Source organism: Streptomyces sp. NPDC001851, assembly GCF_040297165.1.
Taxonomy (GTDB): domain Bacteria; phylum Actinomycetota; class Actinomycetes; order Streptomycetales; family Streptomycetaceae; genus Streptomyces.
This window is the reverse complement of the sequence record NZ_JBEOYR010000006.1, coordinates 275,519-296,437: the sequence shown is the minus strand read 5'-3', so window position 1 is coordinate 296,437 and position 20,919 is coordinate 275,519. Positions and strand designations below refer to the sequence as shown.

Annotated in this window: 17 protein-coding genes; 11 read left to right on the top strand and 6 right to left on the bottom strand. The window is 73.2% G+C overall.

What is annotated here, in order from left to right:
- Positions 1–101: 101 nt before the first annotated feature.
- Together ABT171_RS11370 and thrS are read right to left on the bottom strand one after the other, a co-directional pair.
- On the bottom strand, positions 102–1,070 hold the full coding sequence (locus ABT171_RS11370) for a nucleoside hydrolase (protein ID WP_351242259.1): 969 nt from the start codon (positions 1,068–1,070) through the stop codon (positions 102–104).
- A gap of 40 nt (positions 1,071–1,110) precedes the next feature.
- Entirely contained in the window at positions 1,111–2,337 is a 1,227-nt protein-coding gene (gene thrS, locus ABT171_RS11365; protein ID WP_351242257.1) for a threonine--tRNA ligase, read from the bottom strand.
- A gap of 305 nt (positions 2,338–2,642) precedes the next feature.
- Between thrS and ABT171_RS11360 the strand changes: the two genes are divergently transcribed.
- Together ABT171_RS11360 and ABT171_RS11355 are read left to right on the top strand one after the other, a co-directional pair.
- On the top strand, positions 2,643–3,428 hold the full coding sequence (locus ABT171_RS11360; RefSeq protein WP_351242255.1) for a hypothetical protein: 786 nt from the start codon (positions 2,643–2,645) through the stop codon (positions 3,426–3,428).
- Positions 3,429–3,549: 121 nt separating this feature from the next.
- Positions 3,550–3,891, top strand: coding sequence for a hypothetical protein (locus ABT171_RS11355; RefSeq protein ID WP_351242253.1), 342 nt, complete (start codon positions 3,550–3,552; stop codon positions 3,889–3,891).
- Positions 3,892–3,893: 2 nt separating this feature from the next.
- Here ABT171_RS11355 and ABT171_RS11350 read toward each other — a convergent pair whose 3' ends face one another.
- Positions 3,894–5,237 carry a helix-turn-helix domain-containing protein gene (locus ABT171_RS11350; RefSeq protein ID WP_351242351.1) on the bottom strand — a complete coding sequence of 448 codons (1,344 nt, stop codon included), beginning with the start codon at positions 5,235–5,237 and terminating at the stop codon, positions 3,894–3,896.
- 112 nt (positions 5,238–5,349) lie between these two features.
- Here ABT171_RS11350 and ABT171_RS11345 point away from each other — a divergent pair, with 112 nt between their 5' ends.
- On the top strand, positions 5,350–5,520 hold the full coding sequence (locus ABT171_RS11345) for a hypothetical protein (protein ID WP_351242251.1): 171 nt from the start codon (positions 5,350–5,352) through the stop codon (positions 5,518–5,520).
- A 78-nt stretch (positions 5,521–5,598) separates the two neighbouring features.
- A complete protein-coding gene (locus ABT171_RS11340; protein ID WP_351242249.1) occupies positions 5,599–6,840 on the top strand; it encodes an amidohydrolase in 1,242 nt (413 codons plus the stop codon).
- A gap of 8 nt (positions 6,841–6,848) precedes the next feature.
- On the opposite strand, the gene ABT171_RS11335 is transcribed toward ABT171_RS11340, so the two are convergent.
- A complete protein-coding gene (locus ABT171_RS11335) occupies positions 6,849–8,318 on the bottom strand; it encodes a hypothetical protein (protein WP_351242247.1) in 1,470 nt (489 codons plus the stop codon).
- 380 nt (positions 8,319–8,698) lie between these two features.
- On the opposite strand from ABT171_RS11335, the gene ABT171_RS11330 reads away from it, so the two are divergent.
- From ABT171_RS11330 to metG, 6 genes are all read left to right on the top strand, one after another.
- Entirely contained in the window at positions 8,699–9,184 is a 486-nt protein-coding gene (locus tag ABT171_RS11330) for a hypothetical protein (RefSeq protein WP_351242245.1), read from the top strand.
- Between the two features lie 275 nt (positions 9,185–9,459).
- On the top strand, positions 9,460–10,389 hold the full coding sequence (locus ABT171_RS11325) for a hypothetical protein (protein ID WP_351242243.1): 930 nt from the start codon (positions 9,460–9,462) through the stop codon (positions 10,387–10,389).
- A gap of 124 nt (positions 10,390–10,513) precedes the next feature.
- Positions 10,514–11,470: an endonuclease/exonuclease/phosphatase family protein gene (locus tag ABT171_RS11320; protein ID WP_351242241.1), complete on the top strand. Its 957-nt coding sequence runs from the start codon at positions 10,514–10,516 to the stop codon at positions 11,468–11,470.
- Between the two features lie 37 nt (positions 11,471–11,507).
- On the top strand, positions 11,508–13,451 hold the full coding sequence (locus ABT171_RS11315; protein ID WP_351242239.1) for an FUSC family protein: 1,944 nt from the start codon (positions 11,508–11,510) through the stop codon (positions 13,449–13,451).
- Positions 13,452–13,522: 71 nt separating this feature from the next.
- Positions 13,523–15,265 carry a VWA domain-containing protein gene (locus ABT171_RS11310; RefSeq protein ID WP_351242237.1) on the top strand — a complete coding sequence of 581 codons (1,743 nt, stop codon included), beginning with the start codon at positions 13,523–13,525 and terminating at the stop codon, positions 15,263–15,265.
- 132 nt (positions 15,266–15,397) lie between these two features.
- Positions 15,398–17,110, top strand: a complete 1,713-nt coding sequence (metG, locus tag ABT171_RS11305) for a methionine--tRNA ligase (RefSeq protein WP_351242235.1) — start codon at positions 15,398–15,400, stop codon at positions 17,108–17,110.
- Positions 17,111–17,188: 78 nt separating this feature from the next.
- Here metG and ABT171_RS11300 read toward each other — a convergent pair whose 3' ends face one another.
- Complete coding sequence (locus ABT171_RS11300) at positions 17,189–18,544, bottom strand: FG-GAP and VCBS repeat-containing protein (protein ID WP_351242233.1); 1,356 nt, start codon at positions 18,542–18,544, stop codon at positions 17,189–17,191.
- Between the two features lie 85 nt (positions 18,545–18,629).
- Positions 18,630–20,003 carry a pectate lyase family protein gene (locus ABT171_RS11295; RefSeq protein ID WP_503074786.1) on the bottom strand — a complete coding sequence of 458 codons (1,374 nt, stop codon included), beginning with the start codon at positions 20,001–20,003 and terminating at the stop codon, positions 18,630–18,632.
- Positions 20,004–20,197: 194 nt separating this feature from the next.
- Here ABT171_RS11295 and ABT171_RS11290 point away from each other — a divergent pair, with 194 nt between their 5' ends.
- Positions 20,198–20,905: a nucleotidyl transferase AbiEii/AbiGii toxin family protein gene (locus ABT171_RS11290; protein ID WP_351242229.1), complete on the top strand. Its 708-nt coding sequence runs from the start codon at positions 20,198–20,200 to the stop codon at positions 20,903–20,905.
- The last annotated feature ends 14 nt before the right edge of the window (positions 20,906–20,919 follow it).

Below are 20,919 nucleotides of genomic sequence, written 5' to 3'. Positions count from 1 at the left end.
GGATACGACAGTACAAATCTGTCCACATGACCCGGAAACGGAACCTTCGCAGGGGGCGGAGGGGAGCTCCTCAGCGGAGTTCCAGCACCGCGCGGTGTGGACTAGGGCCGCTCCACCGTCTCCAGGTACAGCTTCACGTACCGGTCCACGTCGACCTGCAACGCCACGTCCACCAGGGCGTGTTCGCGCTCGCCCTCGTGGATCTCGGACTCGCCCGGGCGGGGGCGGCGGTCGACGATCGTCTGGCCCCGGGCCGGGCCGGGGGCGAGGGCGACCTCGACCGGCAGGAGGCGGGTGGTGATGCCGGCCGGGTCGGCGACCGCGCACACCGCGCCCGCGTCGCCGAGGCCGCCCGCATCCTCCGCCTCCGGGGCCTCTCCCTGCGTGGTCGGCCGGTGCGCGAGGAGTTCGCCGGCCAGCCGGGTGCCGGGGTCGCCGCTGGTGCGCAGCCGGTGGACGTCCGGGGCGTCCACGACGACCTGCATGAAGACGTCCAGGCCGTACATCGTGATCGGCACCCCGGCCGTGAGCAGGATCGCCGCCGCCTCCGGGTCGTGCCAGACGTTGAACTCGGCGACCGGTGTGGCGTTCCCGACGGCGACCGCGCCGCCCATGAAGACGATCCGCTCGATGTTGCGGGTCACCTCGGGGTGGGTGCGCAGCAGCAGGGCGATGTTCGTGAGAGGTGCGGTGGGGATGAGGGTGACCGGGCGGGGGGAGGCGAGGATCTCGCGGCGCAGCAGGGCGACCGCGTCCAGGCCGGCGGGGGTGCGGGTCGGCGCGGGCAGGCCCAGGTCGCCCATCCCGTCCGAGCCGTGCACGTGCCGGGCCGAGCGGGCGGGTTCGATCAGCGGGCGTTCGGCGCCCCGGCCCACCGGGATGTCCGGGGCGCCCGCCTGCTCCAGCACGGTCAGGGTGTTGCGGACCACGCCGTCGACGTCCGTGTTCCCGGCCACGCAGGTCACCGCCCGCAGGTCGAGGCCGGGGTGGCGGACGGCGAGCAGCAGGGCCAGGGCGTCGTCGACGCCGGTGTCGCAGTCGATGATCACGGGGATGGGCTGACCGGCCACGGCGGGCTCCTTCCGTCAAGCCGACCTTAGATCAGCACGGTCACTCCCACAGCACGGTGCCGCGTGCGGCCACCCGGGCGCTGATCCTGGCCAGCAGCTCCGGCACCGGCAGCTCCCCGGGGCGGCGGCCGTCCCGCAGGCGTACGGCGGCCAGCCCGGCCTCGGCCTCACGCGCGCCGATCACCGCCTGGTACGGCACCAGGCGGGCCGCGCGGATCCGGGCGCCCAGGGTGCCCTCGGCGGGGCCGGCGAGCTCCGCCCGCAGGCCCAGCTCCAGGGCCTGCCGTACCACCGCCGCCGCCTGTTCCTCCTGGTCCTCGGCGACCGGCAGCACCACCAGCTGGACCGGGGCCAGCCAGGCCGGGAAGGCGCCGGCGTGGGCCTCGACGAGGTGGGCCACGGCCCGCTCGACGCTGCCGATGATGCTGCGGTGCACCATCACCGGGCGGTGCTTCGCGCCGTCGGCGCCGATGTAGTGCAGGTCGAAGCGGGCCGGCTGGTGGAAGTCGATCTGCACGGTGGACAGGGTGGACTCGCGCCCGGCCGGGTCGGCGATCTGCACGTCGATCTTCGGGCCGTAGAAGGCGGCCTCGCCCTCCGCCTCCTCGTACGCCACCCCGGACGCGTCCAGCACCTCCCGCAGCAGCCCGGTGGCCCGGCGCCACAGCTCCGGATCGGCGACGTACTTGCCGCCCTCGCCGGGCAGCGACAGCCGGTGCCGTACGGCCTCGATGCCGAGGTCGGCGTAGGCGCGGGCGATCAGCTCCAGCGCGGTACGGGCCTCCCGCACCGCCTGGTCCAGGGTGCAGAAGATGTGCGCGTCGTTGAGCTGGATGGCCCGCACCCGGGTCAGACCGCCGAGGACACCGGAGAGCTCGGCGCGGTGCATACTGCCCAACTCGGCGATCCTCAGCGGCAGTTCACGGTAGCTGTGGGAGCGGGAGCGGTAGATCAGCGCGTGGTGGGGGCAGAGGCTGGGCCGCAGCACGACCTCGTCCGCGCCCAGCCGCATCGGCGGGTACATGTCGTCGCTGTAGTGGTCCCAGTGCCCGGAGATCTCGTACAGCTCCCGTTTGCCGAGCGCGGGCGAGTACACGTGCCGGTACCCGGCGCGGCGTTCGGCCTCCCGGATGTACTCCTCCAGGGTGTGCCGTACGACCGCGCCGTCGGGCAGCCAGTACGGCAGCCCGGCACCCATCAGCGGGTCGGTGTCGAACAGGTCCAGCTCACGGCCGAGCCGGCGGTGGTCGGGCAGACGGTCGTCCATGGGGTCTCCTCCTCGTCAGGAGGGGCGGACACCCCGTGACACGCCAGAAGCCCCGGGGCGTTCGCCCCGGGGCTTCCGTGCTGGTCAGGTGTCAGCGCGCCGGGACGGTGTCCGGCGTCGTCGTGCTCTTCGGGCACTGCTGGGCGCGCTGCATACGGCGACCGTAGCAGGCCGTGAAGCCGCAGGTCGAGGCGTTTTCGGCGGGTCTCTCACCCGGACGGACCCGAGCGCTGGTGGGGCGGGCGGGGCGGTGGTGCCGTGAGAGCAGGCACCCCGCCGGCCGCAGCCCAGGAGGCACCCCTGACATGATCGACGCGATACGCCCCCGCCCCCGTGGCCTCCGGCTCTGGCTCACCGTCGCCGGCCTTCTCGGCTTCGGCGGCTGCGCGGCGCTCGGTCTCAAGCCCCCGGCGACCGCGCCCCAGCCCCTCCCGACGATCGACAAGCAGGTCCCGGCGCCGAAGGCGTCCGCGCGGCCCGACGGCACCCTCACCGACGCGCAGGCACAGGCCGCGCTCATCACCCAGACCGACCTCGGCGCCCCCTGGACGCCGACCGGCGGTGCGGCCACCTGGCGGGACGGGCTGCTGAAGGCGACCACCGAGGCCGGTGACTGCCAGCCGCTGCTGGACGCCCTCTACGCCGACGAACTCCTCGGCGGCCCCGCCCGCGTCGCCGTCGGCCTGGACGACGCCGACACCGACGCCCAGCTGCGCTTCCAGATCGCCGCCCGCCGCCCCTCCGACGTCGACGCGGCGCTGAAGTGGCTCGGGACGATGCCCGCGCGGTGCGCGCGCTTCACCGCCACCACGGAACGGGGCGTCCTGGAGGACGTCCAGGTCACCGACGCCCCGCTGCCGGAGGTCGGCGACGCGCGCCAGGGCCTGCACATCAGCATCGCCGCCCTGGACCAGGACGGGCAGGAGTCCCTGCTCTCGCTGGACCTGGCCGCCGTGCGGGTCGGCGAGGACGCCTTCGCCTTCACCAACGGCGGGCTGGGCGACGTACCGAACGACGCGACGCAGGCCGCCGTCCAGGTCGGCGCACTCCGCCTGGCGGACGTCCGCAGACAGGGGCGGGCACAGGTCTGACCCGCGCGGCTTCCGTCACGGGCGCCGAACGCGTGAACCTGAAACCGCGTCAACCCGCCTTGACCAGCTGATCAGCCTCTCAGCCATACGCTGAGCGACACGCGATCACGGAAGGATCACCATGGCAGATGCGGCTTTCGCCAAGCTTTTGTCCCTGGAGGCGAAAAGGATCCAGGACCCGGACGGCGCGGACGAGATCCTCGTCAGCAGAGGTGACGGCGGCGTCTTTGAAAGGCTGCGGATGCGGGTGGGGGACGTTTTCGAGTTCGACGAGCGGTTCGTGCCGTTCGTCGACGGAGCGCCGATCGACATCGTCCTGCACGAAGTGAATGAGGCGACCGGCCAGGCCAGTTTCATCGGAGGGGCGGCGATCGTCCCCTCCGAGCTGGGCCTCGGAGAACGAACGCAGGCAATCGGCGCCCTGTCCCTGTCCCTGTACGAGCTGACGTACAAAGTCCTCTGACGTCACAGCGGCGGCTGGGCCGGAGCCGGTCCCAGGGTCGTCGTGCCCGGGGCCGTGCGGTGTCCGAGGCCGGTGCGGTAGGCGTCCAGGGCGGCCTCGGTACGGCCCGTGCGGCGGAGCAGGTCGCCGAGGAGGCGGCACAGGTCGGCCAGGTCGCCTGCGGCGCCCGCGCGTTCCAGGAGGCTGAGCGCGCGGACGTAGTGCTCCTCGGCGGCCTCGGTGTCCCGGGTGTCCTCGGCGATGATGCCGAGCAGGCGGTGGGCCGCGGCGGCGTGCACCGCGCCCCGTTCGGAGGAGAAGTCGCCGATGACGCCCCGGAGGAGTACGGCGGCCTCGGCGGACTTGCCGCGGCGGTGCAGTACGTCGGCCAGTTCGACGGCGGCCTGGCTGCGGTAGAGGGCGGCCCGGCTCTGCGCCAGCATGGTGTGCGCCTGCCGCAGCTCCGCCTCCGCGCGCTCCAGTTCGCCGTTCTGGGCGCAGACGTAACCGCGCATCCAGTGGCAGTTGGCCAGCTCGGTGCGCAGCCGCAGCTGGCGGTAGAGCTCGGCGGCCTTGGCGAGGGAGGCGTCGGCCTCGGCGACCCGGCCCTCGGCGATCAGGGTGCGGGCCACCGAGCGGTGCATCCGGGCGATCAGCGCGGGGTCGGCGGCCCGCGGCGCGAGCGCGAGGGCGAACTCGGCGGCCTGCGCGGCGCGGGCGTGCGCGCCCATGTCCATGTACGGGCCGATGACGCTCGCGTACAGGAGCAGCAGGGCGTCGGGGTCGTGCAGGCCGCCGCGGTTCAGTTCGTCGAGGGCGGACTCCAGGAGGTAGACGGCGTACCGGAGTTCACCGGCGAGGTAGTGGGCGACCGCGCGGCCGCGGACGGCCGGCACGCGCACCGGGAGGGACTGGTCGGCGAGGTGTTCCTCGGCGCGTTCGAAGAACTCCCGCGCCCGCGTCAGTTCCCCCGTCTCCAGCGCGCATTCGCCGAGCCCCAGCAGTGCGGTGGCCTGCTCGCCGCCCAGCCCGTGGGTCTCCGCCTCCGCGCGCAGCGCCGTGTACTGGACGGCGGCCTCCTCGGCCCTGCCGTCGGCGAGGACCCGCTGGGCCTCGGTGAGCCGCAGCCTCAGGCCGGTGGCGAGGTGGGCGGGCCGGCCGACGGCCAGCTCCTCGAAGGCCACCCCGAGCCGGCCGGCGATGTGCCGCAGCGCCTCGTCGGAGGCCCGCACCCGGCCCGCCTCCACGGTGGAGATGTAGGCGGGCGTGTAGGCGGGCTCCGCCAGCTGCCGCTGGGTCAGCCCGCGCTCGGTGCGCAGCTGCTGTACGCGCCGCCCGATGACCGCCGGGTCATCCCGTTCCCGCATCATCGCGTACCCCAACTCCCTTGGTGCCTCTTGCCGTTGGGCCCGTCCAGCCCCTAGGTTAAACGGCGGATTAAGTCTGCTTAATACGTTGCTGTCGTGTTGCGAGGTCGCCGTGATCGGACGCACATCCGCACCCTACGGAAACACCACCGCACGCAGGGCCGTCGCCGCCGCGGTGATCGCCGTGACAGCCCTGGTCCTCGCGGCGAACGCGGGCCCGGCGCGGGCGGCGGACACGGGGCCGGGCGTCCAGACCCGGCAGGCGGCGCCCGCGCACCCCTGAGCGGGGCCCGGCCTTGGTTCCCCGGCCGGATTCCCCGCCCGGGGGCTCCCGTGCACCCGGCCCGCATACGCTGGCCCCGTGACCTCTCCCGCCGCCCGCACCGCCCTGGACCTGACCTCCGACCTCCCGGTGACGGACCTGGAGGACCTGTACCGGGACCTGCACCGCCACCCCGAGCTGTCCCTGCGCGAACACCGCACCGCCGGGAAGCTCGCCGAACGGCTGGCGCGGGCCGGGTTCGACACCACCCAGGGCGTCGGCGGCACCGGCGTCGTGGGCCGGCTGCGCAACGGCGACGGCCCGACCGTGCTGCTGCGGGCCGACATGGACGCGCTGCCGGTCACGGAGGAGACCGGGCTGCCGTACGCCTCGACGGCGGACGGTGTGATGCACGCCTGCGGGCACGACCTGCACGTCACCTGGCTGGCCGGCGCCGCGGCGGCGCTGGCGGCCGGGCGGGACACGTGGAACGGCACGCTGCTGCTGGTCGGCCAGCCCGCCGAGGAGAGCGGGCAGGGCGCGGCCCGGATGGTCGCGGACGGGCTGTACGAGCGGTTCGGCCGGCCGGACGTGCTGCTCGGGCAGCATGCCGCGCCCGGCCCGGCGGGCCTGTACCCGCACGCGCCCGGCCTCATCATGTCGGCGGCGACGGACGTCGACATCGTCGTGCACGGCCGGGGCGGGCACGGTTCGCGCCCCGAGTCGACCGTCGACCCGGTGGTGACTGCCGCCTACCTGGTCACCCGGCTCCAGACGGTCGTCTCCCGGGAGCTGGCCGCCCGCGAACCCGCCGTGCTCACCGTGGGCCGCATCGAGGCGGGCACCCGGCACAACATCATCCCGGCCGAGGCCCGCATCTCCCTGAACCTGCGGACGCAGTCGGAGGAGGTGCGCGCCCGGATGCTGGCCGCGATCCGGCGCATCGCCCACGGCGAGTGCCTGGCCGCCGGCTGCCCTCGCGAGCCGGAGGTGACCGTCGGCAACACCTTCCCGGTGACGGTGAACGACGCGGCCACCGACGCCGCCGTGGCCGCCGTGCACGGGGAGGTCTTCGGCGCGGGCACGGTGTTCGACCCGGGCCCGGCGATGGGCAGCGAGGACTTCCCCGAGCTGGCGCTCGGCTCCATCCCGTACGCGTACTGGTTCGTCACCACCACCCCCGCCGGGGTCTGGGAGCAGGCTCCCGGCGACACGGTGCCGGAGAAGTTCGCGGCCGTGCCGGGCAACCACAGCCCGCACTTCGCACCCGACCTGTCCACCATCGCCCCCGGCGTCCGCACCCTGGTCTCCGGGGCCCTGGCCATGCTGTCGGCAGCATGACCGCGGGGCTACGGAGCAGCCTGGAGCTGGCGCAGCTGCCGCTGGACGTTCTCCAGCGCGCCGCTGCGGCGGCCCGGCACCCGTAGCCTCAACTCGGCCAGTACCGGTCCGAGTTCCCGGGCCGGCGTCACGTCCGTGATCCGCCCCCACTGGTGGTGGGCCCGGTCCACGGCCGCCTCCACGGCGGGCGAGTCCACCGCCTGCCCCGCACTCAGCCGGGTCCGTGCGACCGCCAGCCAGGCCCGGCAACTGCGCGCCGCGTCCCCCGCGAACATCGCCAGGTCGGCGCGGACCTCGGCCCAGTGCAGAGCCTCGTCGGAGGCGGGCCCGTGATCCCGCACGGCGAACTGCTCATGCCGAGCAGCGAGCACCTCGGCGTCGGCATGCCGCCCGGCCTGAACGGCGACACTGATGAGGGCATGGGGGTCCGCTCCGGCCCCGCTGCCGACGTGCCCCCCGGGCGCGGCCCCGACACCAGCACCACGACCCCGCCCGGCACCGGTGACAACATCCCGGACCTGCCCGGCCCCGACCAGGGCATACGGGTCCTGCGCGGTGCCGGTGACGACGGAGGGGACTTGCCCGGCGCCGGTGACGGCGGAGGGGACTTGGGCGGCACCGGTGACAGCGGAGGGGAATTGCACGGCGCCGGTGACGGCATCCCGGACCTGCCCGGCCCCGACCACGGCATACGGGTCCTGCGCGGTGCCGGTGACGACGGAGGGGACTTGCCCGGCGCCGATGACCGCGTAGGGGTCCTGCGCGGTGCCGGGCAAGGTGGTGGTCTGGTTCTCCGGGCGGCCGGGGCTGGTGGGGGGTGGGGCGAACGCGGGTCTGGGGGCGGTGCGGCCCGCGGTGGCGAGGATCAGCCCGGGGCCCGCGCCGGACTCACCGACCCGAGCCAGCGCCTGCTCGTGCAACTGCCCCAGCGGCGGCCGGTAACCGCTCCTCAGCAACGTGGCGACCGCCTTCATGTACGCCGGCTCCCCCACCCCGCGCCGGCCGCCCACCGCCACCACACGGCCGTAGACAGCGCTGTTGGGCCCGCAGTCCAGCCCGCGCTCGGCGACGTACTGCCAGGCCTCCCCCTCCGCGTGCAGGTCCACCACGAGCCCCGTGTCCGCGGCGGAGCGCAACCGCAGCTCCTCCCGGATCCAGTGCCACGGCAGCCCCGTGTAGCGGACGGTCGCCGCGGTGGTGCGCGCCAGCGCCAGATGCGGCAGCCGCTGCCGGCGGTCCAGTTGCAACTGGCCGGCGATGTACACGGTCAGCGGCCCGGACGCGGTCGCGGCGGCGCGCAGCCGGGTCAGGACGGCCTGAGGTTCGAGGGGATCGGCGAGTTCGACCACGTTGGCGGTGTCGGTGCCGGACAGCACGGCGGGTGCCACGGCGGCCAGCACCGGCAGCACGCCGGCCGCGTCCACCAGGCGTCCCCGGCCCACCGGCGAGGCCGCGAGCAGCAGCACGGTTCCGGGCATCGGTCCTCCCCTGTAGCCCCTGTAGCTCCTGTCGGCCCTGTCAGCCCTGATCGGCTCTCCAGCCAGCACCGTAACCGCTGCGGCTGCGAACCCGCGCCTCAGGACCGCAAACATCCCGGTTCGGGGTCTTCGCCCCGCGCCTGCCGTATCCGCCGCACGGCGAACACCGCGGTGTCGCTCAGCCGGCCGCCGCTGTGCCGCGGCACGCCGGCGCGGACCCGGAGGACCAGGCGCCGGAGATCGGCGCCCGGAGCACGCGCGGCAGGCCCCCGCCCGGTCACCGAGGCCGAGCGGCAGCCCGTCACCGTCCTGGCCGACTTGCCGGGACCTGCCCCCAGGTGTGCCCTGGAAGGCGGGGGCGAGGAGAGAGGAGTGCTCTCATGGCTCAAGCGGCACCCGCGCCCGGCGGTATGCCCCACCGCGGCGGCAGGCCGGAGATCGGGGAGCGGGCGGCCTCCGATGTGCGCGCCCGTCCGCCCGACGTCTTCGACGCGCGCACCCATCGCGTCGCCCACATCGCCGTCCCGGTCGTGCTGGGCCTCGTCTACGGCTACTGGGTCGCGGCCGACGCCCGCCAGGGAGGCGGCATCACGGGCGGGAACCTGCTGCTCGGGTGGCTCAGCGCGCTGGTGTTCGCGGTGGTGTGCATCGGCCTGCTGACGCTGGCCCCGCGGATGCCGCGGGAGCTGCACGCGCTGCTGTGGACGGCGTTCGCCGGTGTCGCGTTCGGCTTCCTCTACATCCAGACACCGCACTCGGTCTGGCGGACCGTGGTGATGTCGCTGCTCGTCGCGGGGTGCACCTTCGCCACGTTCTTCTACCGCTATTACACGCGCGAGGACGCCTTCGGGCACCGGGTCCGCTGAACACGCGGAGCCGGCCGTGACGGTGCGTGCGCGGGCCCCGGCCGACCGGCCGGGGCCCGCGCATTCCCCTGTTCCCCTCTTCCCTCGCCCCCCGTCACGTTCCGGCTGCGCGAACCGGAAGACCTCCTTCCCCCCAGGAAACACCCGTTCGGGTGAACCCTCCACCGGAGAGCGCGGTCGAGAGCCGGGGGCCGTGGCGGAGCCTCAGCGGGGGCCGTCGCCCGAACGCAGGCGCTCCGCTCGCGTCCGCGCCCTGCGGGCCGTTGTCTGGAAGCGTGCCCCCACGTCTCAGGAGCGCCCTGTCGGCCGTACTGCTCGCCCTGTCCTGCCTCCTCGTGCCGCTCGGCGCGACGGCGGCCTGGGCGGCGTACGGGCTCGCCGACACCGGCCGGTACGTCGCCACGATGGCGCCGCTCGCCACCGACCCGGACGTGCGGGAGGCCGTCGCGGACACGGTCGGTGACGACATCCTGCGCGCGGTCGACCAGCACCTGGACGTCCGGCCGGTACGGGGCTCCGTCCGCCCGTTCGTGCACGACGCGGTGCGCTCCTTCACCCAGACCGAGGCCTTCCAGCTGGCCTGGGACACCGGTAACCGGGTCACCCACGACGCGGTACTGCGTGCCCTGCGCGACGACGGTGACGGCGGCACGGCCGGGCGTCCGGTCACCGTCGACCTCGCCCCCGTCACCGACCAGGTGAAGCGTCAGCTGGCCCGGGACCATGTGCCGCTCGCCGCACGCATCCCGGTGGAGCACACCACGGTCCCGTTGGTCCCGGCAGAACGACTGGCCTCCCTCCGGAAGGGGTTCCACGTGCTCGAAGTCGCCGGTTTCTGGCTCCCGGTGGCGGCCCTCGCCTTCGCCACCGGCGGAATCGCCCTGGCCGTCCACCGCCGCCGCGCCGTCGCCGCGACCGCGCTGGGCACGGCCCTGGGCGGCGGACTGCTCGCCCTGGCCCTGGCCGCGGGCCGCAGCCTCACCCTCGCCGACCTGCCCGACGGGGTCTCCCACCCGGCGGTCGGCGCGGTCTACGACGCCCTCACCGGCACCCTGCGCACGGTCTCCTGGCTCCTGCTCGGCCTGGGCCTCATGGTCGCCCTCACCACCTGGCTGACCCGCCGTCTGCACCCGGCGCACCCCCGGCCCGCACCCGCCCCACCCGCGCCGGCACCGGCTCCACCGGTATCCACAACCTGTAGATAACGCCGGCGGTTCACCCACAGGGACCCTCCGGTATCCACAACCTGAAGACGGCTGCGCCCAGTTGTCCCCTTCGTCCGCCGGGAAGCTCCTGGCGCGGGCGGACGGCCCGCCGTAGGCTCGGCCCGTGGACCGACGCCCCGGACGCAGGCTCGGCGCCTGGTGTGCCGGACTGCTGCTGGCCGGAGTCGGCGCGGTGACCGGCTGCCGGGCCGCCGACACCGACGGCGTCACCCCCGTACCCCAGCTGCTCGCCTTCCTGCCCTGGCTGCTCCTGCCGACCGGCTTCGCCCTGCTGTGCGCGCTGCTGGCCCGCTGGTGGCCGGGCCTGGTGTGCGGGGTCGCCGTACTCGGCCTGCTCGCCTGGTACCAGGAGCCGTACGGCAAGGTCACCGAGCCCGGCGGTCCGCCGCTCGCCACCCTGCGCGTGCTGACCTCCAACGTCGAGTTCGGACACGGCACCCCCGCCCTGGTCCCACGGATCCGCGACCTGCGTCCGGACGTCGTCTTCGTCGAGGAGTGCGAGTACACCTGCCAGGCCGCGCTGGAAGGCGGCTTCGGCACCGACTACCCGTACCGGCGGGCGGTCCGCGCGGCCGGCTCGCAGGGCTCCCTCATCCTCAGCCGCTTCCCGCTGCGGCCCACCGCGGGCGTGCCCGGCACGATGGGCATGCCCGGTGCCGTCGCCGACGTACGGGGCCACGCCGTACGCCTCCAACTCGCCCACCCCATGCCCCCGCTGCCACGCCAGGTCGGCCTGTGGCACCGCGAACTGGGCCGGCTGCGCTCCTTCGCCGCCGCAGCCCCCCGCACGCCCACCGTCCTCGCCGGCGACTTCAACGCCACCCAGGACCACGCGGCCTTCCGCCGCATCCTAGACACCGGTCTGACCGACGCCGCCCGCCTCGCCGGGCACGACCGCACCGCCAGCTGGCCCGCGCGCACCTCCTCCGTCATCGGCGCCCAGATCGACCACGTCCTGCTCTCCCCGGACTTCACCGCGACCAGCGCCCGCTTCCTGCGCGTGGCCGGCACCGACCACCGCGCCCTCGTCGTGGATCTCACCCTCCACCAGCGCGGATGACTCCGGGGGCGGGCAGCGGACCGGCGATAATGGCGACATGTCGCGCGAGTTCCCCATCGGCCTCACCCCTCCCGACTGGCTGGTCCGGAACCTCCGCCCCCAGCAGGCCCCCCTGAACAAGGCCGCCGTGGCCCGCGCCGCCGTGGCCATGGCCCTCCCCCTCGCGATCGGCCAGGCCACCGGATACCCGGCGTACGGCGCCCTCGCCTCGATGGGCGCCCTGTCCGGCGTCATCGGCGACACCGCCGACGCCTACCGGATGCGCATCCTCAACATCGCCGTCCCGCAGCTCTTCGGCGCGGTCGGCGTGACGCTGGGCACGCTGGTGTACGGCCACGGCTGGTACGCGGTCGCCGCCGTCACCGGCATCGCGCTGCTCTCCGGCATGATCTCGACGATCGGCGCGGTGGCCTCGGTCTCCGGCCTGCTGCTGCTCCTGAACTGCGTGGTCGGGGCGGGCCTCCCCCTGCCCCACCCCTGGTGGCTGGCCCCCGCCCTGATGACCGGCGGCGGCCTGCTGGTCCTCCTCCTCGCCCTGCTGGCCTGGCCGTTGCGCTCCGGTGTCCCCGAACGCGCGGCGGTGGCGGCCGCCTACCGCGCGGCCGCCGAGCTCCTCACCGCGGCCGGCACGGACCGCACCGAGGAGTACGACGACGCGCGCCGCGCCGTCACCCAGTCCCTCAACCAGTCCTACGACCTGATCCTGGCCCGGCGCGCCCGCCAGCACGGCCGCAGCAGCGAACTCACCCGCCTGCTCGCCCAGTTGAACGCCATCACCCCCGTGGTGGAGGCGGCCCCCGCGGCCCACCTGGCCGGCCGGCCCCTGCCGCCCGGCATCCCCGAGGCGCTCCACCACCTGGCGCAGGCCGTCGAAACCGGCTACACGGGCCCGATAGCCCTCGGCCTCCCGGCACCGGAGACGGAGACCGCCCGCGCGGTGGACCACGCCCTGCGCCACGCGGCGGAGGTGGTGACGGCCCCCGACGTCGACCCCCGGGGCATCGACGACCGCCTGGGCCGCCCCGCGGCGCTGGGCATCCGCACCGCGAGAGCGGCGCGCAACGTCGTCCTGTCGGCCAACTCCTGGCGCTACGGGCTGCGCCTGGCGGTGTGCATCGGCATCGCCCAGGCCCTCGTCTCGCTGATCCCGGTCCCCCGCTCCTACTGGGTGGCCCTGACGATCACCTTCGTCCTGAAGCCCGACTTCGGCTCGGTCTTCTCCCGCGCCCTGCTGCGCGCCCTCGGCACGGTGGCGGGCCTGGTGATCGCGGCGGTGGTGCTGGCGGAGGTCCCGCTGGGCTGGTGGGACGTCCCGGCGATGCTGGTCCTGGCCCCGCTGATCCCGGCCCTGACCCCGCGCGGCTACGGCCACCAGACGATGGCGATCACCCCGGTGATCCTCCTCCTCTCGGACATCCTGAACCACCAGGGCACGGCACTGCTGCTGCCCCGCCTGACGGACTCGCTGCTGGGCTGCGCCATCGCCCTGACCGCCGGCTACCTGCTCTGGCCGGAGAGCTGGCGCACACGGGTCGGCGACCGCCTGGCCGACGCGGTGGCGGACACGGCGACGTATCTGGAGGCGGCCTTCGCCCCGGCCGACGACCCCTCCGCCAGGGCCCGCATGCGCCGCCGCCTCTACCGCGACCTGTCGGTGATCCGTACGGAGTTCCAGCGGGCCCTGACCGAACCGCCGCCGACCGGCCGACGCGCCGCCGCGTGGTGGCCGCTGGTGGTGGCGGTGGAACGTATCGTCGACGCGACGACAGCGGCGCGCGTCCGCGTCGGGCACGGGGCGCCGCCCCCGTCCACGGCCGAGATCGCCCAGATCTCGCTGCAACTGCGGGAGCTGGCCGAGGGCGTACGGGATGCGGAAACCCTGACACCGGTCCGCACGGACCTCACCGGGCCGGCGGACAGTGTGCTGGAACCCCTCCGGCAGGAGGTTGCGGCGGCCCGGTCGCTCGCTTCCCCCCGCTGACCGCTTCGCTAACCTTACGTGTCCGTCCTGGCCAGGGATCGACGGGCATCACCTCATGAAGGGTTGCGCACATGGGCATTCTCACTCTCCTGCGGAACGCATTCGGCCGCTCACGCAAGGCACGCGCCGAGGCAGAGGGTGCGGACCGCCTGCCGGCCCAACAGCCCGCCCCCACCTCACAGTCCCCCGAGCCCCACGAGCCGACGCCCACCGTTCCTGAGCCCCGCCGCTCGGCCCCCGACGAGCACGACCTGGTGGCAGCGGCCTTCGACAACCTCCAGGTACCCCACCCCTCGGAACCGACGGACCCCGAGCCCGAGACCCCGGCCGAGAAGCGGCCCACCGAGGCCGGCGCCGCCCCGGAGCAGGGGGAAAAGACGGAGGAGAAGGCCGAGGAGAAGGCTGCGGCGCAGGAAAAGACCGAGGAGAAGGCCGAGGCCGAGGCGCCGCTCCAGGAGCCGACCGAGGCCAAGGCACCAGTCCAGGAACCGACCGAGCCCGAGACGCCGGTCCAGGAGACGGCCGAGGCCAAGGCACCAGTCCAGGAACCGACCGAGCCTGAGGCGCCGGTTCAGGAGACGACTGAGGCCAAGGCGCCGGTCCAAGAGCCGGCCGAGCCCGAGGCGCCGGTCCAGGAGACGGCCGCCGGGAGCATCACCGAGCCGAAGACCGAGGAGCGGGCCGAGCCCGAGACGCCCGCCGAGGAGACGCCGGGTGCCGAGGACGAGGCTGGGCCGCAGGCCGGTCAGCTGACCGAGGACAGCGGCGAGCCGAAGGCCGAGGAGCAGGCCGAGACCGAGCAGCCGCTCACGGAGCAGGCCGAGGCTGAGCAGCAGGCGGAGCCGGAAGCCGAGGGCGGTACCCGGCCGGAGGCCGAGAAGCAGGCCGAGACCGAGCAGCCGCTCACGGAGCAGGCCGAGGCCGAGCAGCAGGCGGAGCCGGAGGACCAGGCGGAGCCGGAGGCCGAGAGCGGTACCCGGCCGGAGGCCGAGGGCGGGTCGCAGGCCGCCGACGGCGAGGACGCCCCGCAGGGGCCACCCGCAGCCGACGACGAAAGCAGCACGGGTGGTGCGGGTGGGAACCCGGACGCCGAAGGCGAAGCCGAGGCGGAGGGCACCCACGCCGCCGAGGCACCCGAGCGGAAGACCCCCGCCACCCCCCTCACCAAGGTCAAGTCCCGCACCCCCTCCCTCGCCACCGCCTACAAGGCCGCCGCAGCGACCCTCAAGAAGACCGACCTCACCGGCACCCGAGCCAAGCTCTACCTCGTCCTGGACCGCTCCGCGAGCATGCGCCCGTACTACAAGGACGGCTCCGCCCAGGCCCTCGCCGACCAGACCCTCGCCCTCGCCGCCCACCTGGACCCCGAGGCCACGGTCCACGTCGTCTTCTTCTCCACGGAGGTCGACGGCACCACCGACCTCACCCTCACCCCGGACCACGAGACCAGGATCGACGACGTCCACGCCGGCCTCGGCCGCATGGGCCGTACCAGCTACCACGCCGCCGTGGAAGCCGTACTGGCCCACTACGACAAGCACCACGAGAGCGGCACCCCCGCCCTCGTCGTCTTCCAGACCGACGGCGCCCCGGACGCGAAGACCCCCGCGACCCAGGCCCTCACCGAGGCCGCGCAGTCACACCCCGCCGTCTTCTTCTCCTTCGTCGCCTTCGGAGACCACGACAACAAGGCCTTCGACTACGCCCGCAGGCTGAAGACCGGCAACACGTCCTTCTTCCACGCGGGCCCCGCCCCCCGCGAGCTCACGGACACGGAGCTGTACGAGGGCGTGCTCGCCACCTGGCGCCCGTAACGGACGGTCACCGCACAGCATCCCTCGGGCCGCCCCTTCCCACCCTGCAAAACGGGAAGCGGGCGGCCCACCCCTGTCGGCTACGATTTCAAGGTTCGAAACCGCAGAAAACGCGACCTGGGAGCAGCCACGATGGCTCGACACCTCATCACCAGCGCCCTTCCGTACATCAACGGGATCAAGCACCTGGGCAACATGGTGGGGTCCATGCTCCCGGCGGACGTGTACGCCCGGTACCTCCGCCAGCGCGGCCACGACGTCCTGTACATCTGCGCGACCGACGAGCACGGCACCCCGGCCGAGCTGGCCGCCAAGGAGCAGGGCCTGCCGGTCGACGAGTTCTGCGCCCAGGCGCACGACGCGCAGAAGGCGGTCTACGACGGCTTCGCGCTCGCGTTCGACTACTTCGGCCGCAGCTCCAGCCCCGAGAACCGCGAGATCACCCAGCACTTCGCCCGCAAGCTGCACGAGAACGGCTTCATCGAGGAGCGGGCCATCCGTCAGGTGTACAGCCCCACGGACGGCCGCTTCCTCCCCGACCGCTACGTCGAGGGCACCTGCCCGCACTGCGGCTACGACAAGGCCCGCGGCGACCAGTGCGAGAACTGCACCCGGGTGCTCGACCCGACGGACCTGATCAACCCCCGCTCGGCGATCTCGGGCAGCACGGACCTCGAAGTCCGCGAGACCAAGCACCTCTTCCTGCTCCAGTCGAAGCTGGAGAACGAGGTCCGCGAGTGGGTCGCCCGGCACGACAAGGACTGGCCGCAGCTGGCCTCCTCCATCGCCCACAAGTGGCTGACCGAGGGCCTGCACGACCGCGCGATCACCCGTGACCTGGACTGGGGCGTCCCGGTCCCGGCCGACACCTGGCCGGAGCTGGCGGCCGAGGGCAAGGTCTTCTACGTCTGGTTCGACGCCCCGATCGAGTACATCGGCGCGACGAAGGAGTGGGCCGACCAGGACCCGGAGAACCGCGACTGGAAGTCCTGGTGGTACGAGGCGGACGACGTCCGCTACACCGAGTTCATGGCCAAGGACAACGTCCCCTTCCACACGGTGATGTTCCCGGCCACGGAGCTCGGCATCCGCGAGCCCTGGAAGATGGTCGACTACGTCAAGGCCTTCAACTGGCTGACGTACTACGGCGGGAAGTTCTCCACCAGCCAGAAGCGCGGTGTCTTCACCGACCAGGCGCTGGACATCCTCCCGGCCGACTACTGGCGGTACTTCCTCATCGCCAACGCCCCCGAGTCGGACGACTCGTCCTTCACCTGGGAGCACTTCACCGCCACGGTCAACAAGGACCTCGCCGACACCCTCGGCAACTTCGTCAACCGCGTGCTGTCCTTCAGCAAGAAGCGGTTCGGCGAGGAGGTCCCGGCGGGCGGCGAGCCCGGCGCGGCGGAGGTCCGGCTCGGCGAGGAGATCGCCCGGCTGCTCGCCGAGTACGAGCAGCAGATGGAGGCGCTCCAGTTCCGCAAGGCGGCCTCCGCCCTGCGTGCCCTGTGGTCGGCCGGCAACTCCTACCTGGAGGAGAAGGCCCCCTGGCTGGAGATCAAGACGGACAAGGACGGCGCGGCCCTCACGCTGCGTACGGCGATGAACCTGATCCACCTGTACGCGGTGGTCTCGGAGCCGTTCATCCCGGCGACGGCGAAGACCATGCGCGCGGCGTTCACGCTGGCCGGCGACACCGCGGCCTGGGTGACCGAGGACGAGGCGAAGGCTCTGGCCGCCGTCCCGGCCGGCACCCCGTTCACGGTCCCGCCGGTGCTCTTCGCGAAGATCACCGACGAGGACCTGGAGACGTACAAGGAGCGCTTCGGCGGCGAGCCCGCCTGAGCCCCGGTACGGACGACGGCACGGGGAAGGCCCCGGCGCACGGTGCGCCGGGGCCTTCCCCGTGCCGCTACCGCTCGCCTACTTGAGCACCGTCCGCGCGAACCAGCGGCGCACGGGTTCCATGCCGAACGTCCTGGGGCCGACGGAGACGGACTTGGCGGTGGTCAGGCCGGTGCTGCCCGACCTGAAGTACCAGAGGTTGCCCTGGTCGCGGTTCTCGGCTTCCGTGCCGACGGTGAGTTCGCTGCGGCCGTCGCCGTTCATGTCGGCGAAGGCGACCTGCTGGCCCCACCTGTCGTACGGCTCGTTCATGCCCGCCACACCGGCGGTGTTCTGGTGCCAGGACACCGCGCCGGTGCCGGTCAGGCCCTTGGCGGAGCCGCGCAGCACGGTCACCGCACCCGTGGTGCTGACTCCCGAGATGCTCTCCTGCTCCACACCGATCGCCACATCGGCGTAGCCGTCGCCGTTGACGTCCCCGGTGTCGAGGTTGTAGCCGAACCGGTCGTACGTCTCGCCGGCGCCGGGCACACCGGAGGTGTCCTGGCTGATGCGCACCGGCGTGCGGGTGGTGCTGATCCCGTCGGCGCTGCCGTACTCGACGAGGATCGAGCCGCCCACGACACCCTTCGGCTGGTAGCCCTCCAGCCCGGCACCCAGCACCACGTCACCGTATCCGTCGCCGTCGACGTCCGCGATGGAGCCGGAGTTGACCTTGGTGGCGAAGTCCTTGACGGGGCCGAAGCCGCTCTTGGAGCCGAGCAGCAGGCTGGCGTCGGCGGCACCGCCGTCGCCCCTGCCCACGGACAGCAGATCGGCGACATGGTCACCGTTCACGTCTCCGGCCGCCAGGTAGTAGGGGTGGAGCCAGTTGTGGACGACGCTGCTCGAGGCGCTCGCGCCGTCCCGGGTGAAGGGGCCCCGGAGCAGCTCGGTGCCCACGTTGGAGACGCCGGTGACCAGGTCGTTCCTGCCGTCGCCGTCGAAGTCGGCCACCACGACCGGGCTCGGGGAATAGCTGGGCGTGATCCCGAGCCGGGTGGGGGCGGACAGGCCCGTGGGGCCGCCCCAGTAGACCTGCACGGCCCCGGAGCCGACGGCCACGAGATCGTCGTAGCCGTCGCCGTCCAGGTCGCCCTTGGCCATCGAGCCGCCGAGGTCGACGTACCCGCTGGTGCTGCCGTTTCCGATGATCTGGTGCCGGGAGGGAGTGAGGCCGGTCGCGGTTCCGTACAGCACCGTGATGTAGCCGTTCGCGGACACGGCCAGGTCGCCGTACCCGTCCCCGTTGAAGTCCGCCGTCTTCCCGGCGGCGGAGGCCGCCTGGGCCGTGGTGCCGGCCGCGACGGCGGGACCGCCGACGCCGAGCACCACGCTGCCCGCCGAGACGAGCGTGGCGGTGGCGAGCGCCGCGACTGTGCGAACTTTTCGCATGTAACCGTCCGTTCCCCTGTTTTTCCTCTTGATCACATCGCTGTGTCAGAGGAGACCCGCGAGGGGCCCGCACGGTTGTACGACCCTAGTTCAGCACCCCGGCGCCGGTCGTGGCCGCCAGCTCCGTCGGCAGGCCGGCCGCCGAGGACTCCAGGCCCGCGGTCAGGGCCGGCTTCCAGTTCACCGTCGTCTTGATCTTCTTCGAGGACGCGGCGTTGTACACGGCGACCAGGTCGGTGACCGTACCGTTGACCAGGTTGCCGCTGCCCGCGACCGAGCCGGTGCCGTCGCCGCTGAGCAGCGCCGCGACCTTGCCGCCGGACGGCACCTTCCAGTAGTTGGCCTGCGCCACGACCTGTGCCCCGGCACGGGAGTTGATGCTGTACAGCGGCGCGTAGCCGTCGACGGTCGTCGTGTCGTACAGGTTGTTGTAGACGTGGATCCGGCCGATCCGGGCCAGCGGGGCGCGCTGCACGATGCCCTTCCACACGTTGTGGTGGATGGAGACGCGCAGCTTGCCGGTGCTGTCCTTGTCGCTGCTGCCGATCAGCATCGTCTTGTCGTGGTCGGTGAACTGGTTGCGCTCGACGGTGACCAGGTCCGAGCCGTTGGTGATGTCGAGGTCGCCGTCGTGGACCTGGTACTGGCGGCCGTAGTAGTCCGGGGTGGCGCTGTCGTAGTGGGGCGCGTCGGTGAACGAGTTGTGGTCCACCCAGACATGGGTCGCACCGCGCAGGGTGACCGCGTCGTACTGCGAGTTCCAGTTCCCCTTGTCCCCGTCCGTCGGGTCCCACTGCGGGAAGCAGTCCTCGGTGGCGGAGAAGAGCAGGTTGCGGATGATGACGTTGTCGACGTTCTTCACCTGGAGGCTGCCGCCGAGGATGCCCGCGTTGGTGCCGGGTACGCCCACGATCGTGGTGTTGGCCGGCACCTTGAAGACGATGTTCTCGGCCTGCCTGCCCTGGGCGGCGGCACGGGCCTTCTCCTGGGCGCCGGAGGGCAGCTCGGAGCGGCCGTAGGTGGCGGGGTCGTACGCCTTGAGGTACGCCGGGAGCGAGTAGCCGGTCCCCTTCGCGTAGTCGGCGCAGGTCAGCTTCCTGCCGCTGTCGTCGGTGTTGGCGTCGACCGTGCCCTTGACCTTGATGATCCGGGGCGTGCTGTCGGAGGCCGACCCCAGGGCCTTCACCAGCTGGGCGCGGGTGGAGACGGTGAACGTGTGCGCGGAGTCGGCCTTCGCACCGCCGGTGGTCCCGGTACCGGACGCGGCCCAGCCGTCCTCGGCGGCGAGCGTCTGGTGGTAGAGGTCGGCGCCGGTCGCGTTCGCGTTCATCACGAACACCCCGGCACCGGCACCGGCGGCCACGACGGCGGCGGAGACGACGAGGGTACGGCGCTTGCGGAGGGCCCGGCGGTGCGAGGGAGCTGCCACGGGAGGAGTCCTTAAGGGTGTGCTGAACATGCCTTACGACTCCTCAGTGGCCGCCGAGGGCAGGGAAGTTGCCGCGCGGCGAGCAGGGTGACGATGATCTGGGCGGTACGCGTGAGAGGCTCCCATCGAGCATCGAGCATCGCGCGTCGAGCGGCCGGAAGACTCCGGACACCTCTCTGGACCCCCCGCCCGCTCCCGTGTGACAGGAACCCGGAAGAAAAATCTTGAACGTCCCCGAATCCCACCACCGGCTCCTCGCCGACGTCGTCTCCGCGGGCGGTCCGTACGGGCTGGTGCTCGCCGGTGGGTACGCCCTGCAGGCGCATGGCCTGGTGCGGCGTCCGCACGGCAATCTCGACTTCGCCACGGAGAGTTCCGAGGGCATGGACCGGATCGTCGCCGCCGTCGGCGCCACCCTGGAGGCACGCGGCCGGCAGGTACGGTCCGGTGCTGTCGCCGCGCTCACCGCACAGCTGACCGTCACCGACCCGCCGACCGGCGAACACTGCGCCCTCGCCCTGCACAAGGAGGCCTTCTGGCAGCCGCCGGTGCTCACCGAGTACGGCCCGGCGCTGTCCCTGGAGGACGCCGTCGGCACGAAGATCCGGGCGCTGTACGACCGGGGCGCGGCGGTCGATCTGATCGACGCGCGGGCCGCCGCGGCCCGGTTCTCGCTGCCCGGCCTGGAGGAACTGGGCCGCAGGCACGCGCATGACCCGTTCGACCTGCCGACCCTGCAGTCCCGGCTGACGGGTACGGACTTCTATTCCGACGTGGACTTCCTCCGGTACGGGCTGACGGAGGAGCAGGTCGTGGCGCTGCGCGCCTGGGCCCAGCGCTGGTCCGACGACATCGCCGAGCGCCTTCTGGAAGACGGCGCGTCCCCCGACATCGAGCCGGACAGTGACTCCGGCCCCGACGCGGGGGACTGACGAACGGCGCCGTA

Excerpts from the sequence above, each read along its gene's own strand:
- ABT171_RS11300 (WP_351242233.1), bottom strand. The coding sequence starts at position 18,544 with ATGCGAAAAGTTCGCACAGTCGCGGCGCTCGCCACCGCCACGCTCGTC.
- ABT171_RS11310 (WP_351242237.1), top strand. The coding sequence starts at position 13,523 with ATGGGCATTCTCACTCTCCTGCGGAACGCATTCGGCCGCTCACGCAAG.
- ABT171_RS11355 (WP_351242253.1), top strand. The coding sequence starts at position 3,550 with ATGGCAGATGCGGCTTTCGCCAAGCTTTTGTCCCTGGAGGCGAAAAGG.
- ABT171_RS11335 (WP_351242247.1), bottom strand. The coding sequence starts at position 8,318 with ATGCCCGGAACCGTGCTGCTGCTCGCGGCCTCGCCGGTGGGCCGGGGA.
- thrS (WP_351242257.1), bottom strand. The coding sequence starts at position 2,337 with ATGGACGACCGTCTGCCCGACCACCGCCGGCTCGGCCGTGAGCTGGAC.
- metG (WP_351242235.1), top strand. The coding sequence starts at position 15,398 with ATGGCTCGACACCTCATCACCAGCGCCCTTCCGTACATCAACGGGATC.
- ABT171_RS11315 (WP_351242239.1), top strand. The coding sequence starts at position 11,508 with ATGTCGCGCGAGTTCCCCATCGGCCTCACCCCTCCCGACTGGCTGGTC.
- ABT171_RS11350 (WP_351242351.1), bottom strand. The coding sequence starts at position 5,237 with ATGCGGGAACGGGATGACCCGGCGGTCATCGGGCGGCGCGTACAGCAG.
- ABT171_RS11295 (WP_503074786.1), bottom strand. The coding sequence starts at position 20,003 with ATGTTCAGCACACCCTTAAGGACTCCTCCCGTGGCAGCTCCCTCGCAC.
- ABT171_RS11330 (WP_351242245.1), top strand. The coding sequence starts at position 8,699 with ATGGCTCAAGCGGCACCCGCGCCCGGCGGTATGCCCCACCGCGGCGGC.
- ABT171_RS11360 (WP_351242255.1), top strand. The coding sequence starts at position 2,643 with ATGATCGACGCGATACGCCCCCGCCCCCGTGGCCTCCGGCTCTGGCTC.